A 5,501-nucleotide genomic window follows, 5' to 3' on the forward strand; every position below is an offset into this window, starting at 1 on the left:
GAAAACTATCAGCCCGATGAAGAGCATATACAAGAACAGAATTACAAGCTTGAACTTGAGCTGAGAAAATTGAAACAATGTCTATGAATCACACAGCTAATGGCTTGTTATTTGGGGGTAAAGCGGCCTCTCCCGCTAGTTGCATTGTTCACGCAGCTTAATGGCCAATCCTTCGGTACCCCAGATGGACATCATCCTCTTCAGGTTATAAACCAGCACATGCAGACTGATTTCGGTGCAAACGTTTTTAAACCATTGCGTCAGGAAGTGAGTCGCTCCCTTCCACATTTTAATTATCCCAAACGGATGCTCTACCGTTTGCTTTCGCACGACAGCTGTTTGTGGCGATGCATCAAGCCTGGTCTGCATATCTTCCATTTCAGCTTCATGAACCCACCGTCTTATACGTCTCGGATCGCGTTTTGATGTGGTGCACCTTGACCGCTGACTGCAATCGCGACATGCAATATGGTTAAAGTACATTTGCTGTTCTAAACCATCCTCAACCACCGTAAATCGGTTCTGAAGCTCGCTACCCATCGGACAACTATAAATATCTTTTTCCTGGTCATATTTGAACAATGAACGATTGAAAAGACCTTTGCGGTCAGCGCCAGAGGTATCGCCTTTTGGTACTAAGGCTGCGGCACCTAAGTCCTACGTTGCTTTAATATCACCCCGGCTGTAATAACCTTTATCAGCCAGTACGGTAATATCCGCTTTGCCAACAGCGTCTTGCGCTAATTTTGTCACCGCTGTTAGCTGCCCACGATCTGGTGTATTCGTTACTTCATGCGCAACAATCAGGTGATATTTAGCATCAACGGCAGTCTGAACGTTATAGCTAACCTGGCGGTTAACATTGTTTATCTTCATCAGCCGGGAATCAGGATCTGTTAGTGACAGCTGCTTATCAGGGTGCTGCACGACGGCCTGTGGGATTTTCTTGAGCTCTTTCAGACGCTTTTGCAGCCATGCCAGTTTTGCAGCGGTTAAATCTACCTTTTTTTCGGGCTCCGCAGCCTTGTCAGCTTCATCGAGCTTATCCAGGTAAAGAGCGATACTTTGCTCAACCCTTTCGATGTGGCCTTTTGTTTTCTGGGGCGTGAAGTTGTTCGATTTGCTGTTAACCGCCTTGAACTTACTACCGTCAATGGCAACCACCACATCGGTGAACATCTGCATCTGCCGACACAGATCAATGAAAGCCCGGCAAGCATTTTTGATGCCTTTGCCATTGTTTTTTCTGAAGTCTGCAATGGTTTTAAAATCAGGTGTTAATCGCTCAAGTAACCACATCAATTCAACGTTACGATGGGCTTCTTTTTCTAACCTGCGGGATGACTGAATGCGATTCAGGTAACCATAAATGTACAGCTTCAGCATGGTTGCGGGGTGATATCCTGGCCGCCCGGTTTGCTTTGCATTAACACGCTCGAAGCCAAGTACATCAAGCTGTAATTCATCAACAAAGACATCAATAACCCTGACAGGGTTGTCTTCTGTGACAAAATCATCCAGCACTTCAGGGAGCAACGTCACCTAATGTCTGCCTTGACCTTTAATGTGGTGAGTCATATCCGCACCCGCAATATTTAATCGTATGGTTCTAATTTTATTAGATAAAGTAGGTTACTGCATGGGTTTATCAAGAATTGTTGATCATATAAAGCCACTGCTTAGACCAAAAAGTGATCAGCAGTTTTCACACAGCCTGGGCACAAAGCCGACCATCAGCCCCTCTAAATTAATGAACATATCTAATAAACCCTAGCTAATTACCCCATCTAATCGAATAAATCAGTTTGCGTTATGCTTTTCCAACACAATAGCTGAAGGATAACGTCATGCAAACGGTAAAACTGAACAACGGTATTGAAATGCCCCTGCTGGGCTTTGGTGTGTTTCAGATGACGGATGCCGCTGAATGCGAAAGAGCCGTTATTGATGCCATCGATACAGGATACCGCCTGATCGATACCGCCGCGTCTTACCAGAATGAAACCCAGGTCGGGAACGCACTGAAACAGACCGGTATCGCACGTAACGAACTTTTTGTAACGACCAAACTGTGGCTGCAGGATACCAATTACGAAGGCGCTAAAGCCCAATTCGAACGCTCCCTGAATCGACTGCAACTTGATTACGTTGACCTGTACCTGATTCACCAGCCTTACGGCGATGTCCATGGGGCCTGGCGTGCCATGGAAGAACTGCATCAGGCAGGAAAAATTCGTGCTATCGGCGTAAGCAATTTCCATCCTGACAGACTGGCCGACCTTATCGCTTTCAACAAAATCGCCCCTGCGGTGAACCAGATTGAGGTTAACCCCTTCAATCAGCAGCTGCATGCCGTTCCATGGAACCAGAGCCGTAGTATTCGGCCGGAAGCCTGGGCACCGTTCGCTGAGGGTAAAAATGGCCTGTTCCAGCATCCCGTGTTAACAGCTATTGGTCAGAAGTACGGCAAAAGCGTGGGCCAGGTTGTGCTGCGTTGGATCTTCCAGCGAGGCATTATTTCACTAGCGAAATCGGTGCGCAAAGAACGCATGGCTGAGAACATCAACATTCTCGATTTTGAACTCAGCTCTGAAGATATGCTGCAGATTGCCGCCCTCGACACCGCAACCAGCGCCTTCTTCTCTCACCGCGACCCGGCGATGGTGGAATGGCTGACTGGCCGCAAACTTGATGTTTAAGTCGCGATAAAAGGAGTATTCATTCAATGCAAAAACGTTATCTGGGTAAATCCCGACTCGAAGTATCCGCGCTTGGGCTCGGTTGCATGGGCTTAAGCCACGGCTATGGCCCGGCGACCGATACTCGTCAGGCTATCGAGCTCATTCGCGCAGCGATTGAACGTGGCGTCACCTTCTTCGATACCGCTGAAGTGTATGGCCCCTTTCTTAATGAAGAGGTTGTCGGTGAAGCCTTAAAACCGTTTCGTGACCGTATAGTCATTGCCACCAAGTTTGGTTTTACCTTTGGCGATGACAATAACCAGCAGATTTTAAACAGCCGTCCGGAGCATATCCGTCAAGCTGTGGAAGGATCATTACGCCGTCTTAAGACTGATGTCATTGACTTGCTATATCAACACCGTGTCGATCCGGATGTCCCGATTGAAGATGTTGCGGGTACCGTAAAAGACCTGATAGCTGAAGGCAAAGTTAAACATTTCGGTCTATCCGAAGCGGGTGCTCAAACCATTCGTCGTGCGCATGCGGTACAACCGGTCACTGCCCTGCAAAGCGAATACTCAATGTGGTGGCGCGAGCCTGAGCGGGAGATCCTGCCGTTACTGGAGGAACTGGGCATTGGTTTCGTTCCCTTCAGCCCATTAGGCAAAGGCTTCCTGACGGGATCGATTAAGCCAGGAACCACTTTTGGCAAGGATGATTACCGCAGCACCGTGCCGCGTTTCGCCGAACAGGCGATTGAAGCCAATGAAAAGCTGGTCTCGTTGCTAGGTGAACTGGCGGCAGAGAAAGGTGTGACGTCTGCGCAAATCGCGCTGGCATGGCTGCTGGCACAAAAGCCATGGATTGTTCCAATTCCTGGTACCACCAAACTGCACCGGCTGGAGGAAAACCTGGGGGCTGCCGACATCATTCTTTCTCAGGATGACTCGCGGCAGATAACCCAGGCGCTTGAAACGTTTAAAGTCGTCGGCGAACGTTACTCTCCTGAGCATCAGGCTCGCGTAGGCCGTTAATACCCGGACGGGTCCGCTGCGATTGGCGGACCCGTTATTACTGGTAGCGAAGTGCATCGATCATCAGCGCAAAAGCGGGCGGATGCTGCTTACGGCTCGGGTAGTAGAGGTAATATCCGGGGAAAGATGGACACCAGTCCTGCAGAATCTGAATAAGCTCTCCTGACTTTATATAATCCTGCACCCTGTCTTCAGGTATACAGGCGATGCCAAAACCGGATAAAGCCGCATCAATTCTTTCCGCCTGCAGATTAAACGTTACCTGTCCTTCCACTCTGACCCGTAACGGTTTCCCTTCCTGCTCAAACTCCCAGTGGTAAAGACCACCGGCAGTCGGCAGGCGCATATTAATACACCGATGGTTTTGTAGCTCGTGCGGAGTTTCTGGTACGGGGTTAGCGGCAAAATAGGACGGTGCTCCCACCACTGCCATGCGCATTTCCGGTCCAATCCTCACCGCGATCATATCCTTATCTACGCTTTCGCCCAGGCGGATCCCGGCATCAAAACGCCCCTCAACAATATCGACAAAACCGTTATCAACCACCAGTTCGAGATTAATTTCCGGGTATTCCCTGAGGAAGGGTTTTAGCTTCGGCCATACCAGACTTCGCGCGGCATGCTCCCCGGCAGATAAACGGATATTGCCGGAGGCAGTGCCGTTCAGTTGAACAAGCGATTCCAGCTCCTGCTCAAGATCGGCAATACGGGGTTCAAGGCAGGCGATAATTCTCTCACCGGTCTCTGTAGGGGCAACGCTTCGGGTCGTGCGGGTCAGAAGGCGGATATTCAGCCTTTCCTCCAGTGCCTTCATCGCGTGGCTGAGTGCAGACTGAGAAACGCCCAGTTTACCCGCTGCTTTGGTAAAACTTCGCTCCCTTGCCACCACAAGAAAGATTTGCAGTTCGTTGAAGTTTTCTTTGAGCATCGGTGATTTCCTTATGGAGGCATTCCCTTCATCGCACACTCATGAAGGGTATTCATAGACACAATCATTTTAGCCCTATTACTGACAATAATGATAATTGATATTCTGACCGTATCGAAAATAAGTCCGAATTATCAGAAGGTTTATCATGAAAATACTCGTTGCAGGAGCGACAGGAAGTATTGGTCTTCATGTCGGGAATACCGTTATTGAAATGGGCCATCAGCCCGTCGCGCTGGTCAGAAATAAACGCAAAGTAAAACAACTTCCTCGTGGAACAGATGTTTTTTTCGGCGATGTTTCAATGCCTGAAACACTCACCGCATTGCCGAAAGATATTAATGCCATCATCTTCACTCTCGGTTCCGACGGTCAGGGTCGTATTGGTGCCAGAGCGGTAGATTACGGTGGAGTGCGTAATATTTTACGAATATTCAAGGATACGCCTGTTCGTATCGGCCTGATGACCACAATTGGCGTGACTGAACGACTCAGCACCTGGAATCAACGCACTGAGGTTCATGACTGGAAAAGACGTGCCGAGCGTCTAGTCAGGGCGAGTGGTCATCCCTATACCATAGTCAGGCCCGGCTGGTTTGATTACAACAATGATGATGAACAAAGAATCGTTATGCTTCAGGGAGATCGACGCCATGCAGGAACACCGGAAGATGGTGTGATATCCCGGGAGCAAATAGCCCAGGTTCTGGTCAGTGCCCTTGTAGTCCCTCCGGTTTTTAGTACCACCGCCAATGAGAATCTCCGGCCAGTTTTTCCCTCGCATAGATAACAGGTGGTATATCACCCAGTGAGCTATGCGGGCGTTCTTCGTTATATTCTGTGCGCCAGTCTTCTGTT

4 protein-coding genes and 2 pseudogenes are annotated in these 5,501 nt (G+C 49.0%); 3 read left to right on the forward strand and 3 right to left on the reverse strand.

Annotated features, from left to right (window positions below; translation table 11 throughout):
* Nucleotides 1–135: 135 nt before the first annotated feature.
* A pseudogene (locus tag EDC52_RS19580) lies at nucleotides 136–1,542 on the reverse strand (IS1182 family transposase).
* Between the two features lie 305 nt (nucleotides 1,543–1,847).
* Between EDC52_RS19580 and EDC52_RS19585 the strand changes: the two are divergent.
* Both EDC52_RS19585 and EDC52_RS19590 read left to right on the forward strand, forming a co-directional pair.
* Nucleotides 1,848–2,699 (forward strand): aldo/keto reductase, encoded by an 852-nt coding sequence (locus EDC52_RS19585; RefSeq protein ID WP_131868011.1) that lies wholly within the window; start codon nucleotides 1,848–1,850, stop codon nucleotides 2,697–2,699.
* Between the two features lie 26 nt (nucleotides 2,700–2,725).
* Nucleotides 2,726–3,715, forward strand: coding sequence for an aldo/keto reductase (locus EDC52_RS19590; protein WP_131868013.1), 990 nt, complete (start codon nucleotides 2,726–2,728; stop codon nucleotides 3,713–3,715).
* 37 nt (nucleotides 3,716–3,752) lie between these two features.
* Here the strand turns inward: EDC52_RS19590 and EDC52_RS19595 are convergent, their stop codons facing one another.
* A complete protein-coding gene (locus EDC52_RS19595; protein WP_131868015.1) occupies nucleotides 3,753–4,643 on the reverse strand; it encodes a LysR family transcriptional regulator in 891 nt (296 codons plus the stop codon).
* A gap of 148 nt (nucleotides 4,644–4,791) precedes the next feature.
* On the opposite strand from EDC52_RS19595, the pseudogene EDC52_RS19600 reads away from it, so the two are divergent.
* Nucleotides 4,792–5,364: pseudogene (locus tag EDC52_RS19600) on the forward strand (SDR family oxidoreductase); the annotation flags it as partial.
* 16 nt (nucleotides 5,365–5,380) lie between these two features.
* Here EDC52_RS19600 and EDC52_RS19605 read toward each other — a convergent pair.
* Nucleotides 5,381–5,501 (reverse strand): integrase core domain-containing protein (locus EDC52_RS19605; RefSeq protein WP_165911775.1); only part of this gene is annotated, 121 nt, incomplete at its 5' end.

Origin of the sequence: Biostraticola tofi, assembly GCF_004343195.1 — a bacterium.
Classification (GTDB): domain Bacteria; phylum Pseudomonadota; class Gammaproteobacteria; order Enterobacterales; family Enterobacteriaceae; genus Biostraticola; species Biostraticola tofi.

What these genes read in the sequence shown, in the direction of transcription:
- EDC52_RS19585 (WP_131868011.1), top strand. Translation starts at nt 1,848, where the DNA reads ATGCAAACGGTAAAACTGAACAACGGTATTGAAATGCCCCTGCTGGGC.
- EDC52_RS19590 (WP_131868013.1), top strand. Translation starts at nt 2,726, where the DNA reads ATGCAAAAACGTTATCTGGGTAAATCCCGACTCGAAGTATCCGCGCTT.
- EDC52_RS19595 (WP_131868015.1), bottom strand. Translation starts at nt 4,643, where the DNA reads ATGCTCAAAGAAAACTTCAACGAACTGCAAATCTTTCTTGTGGTGGCA.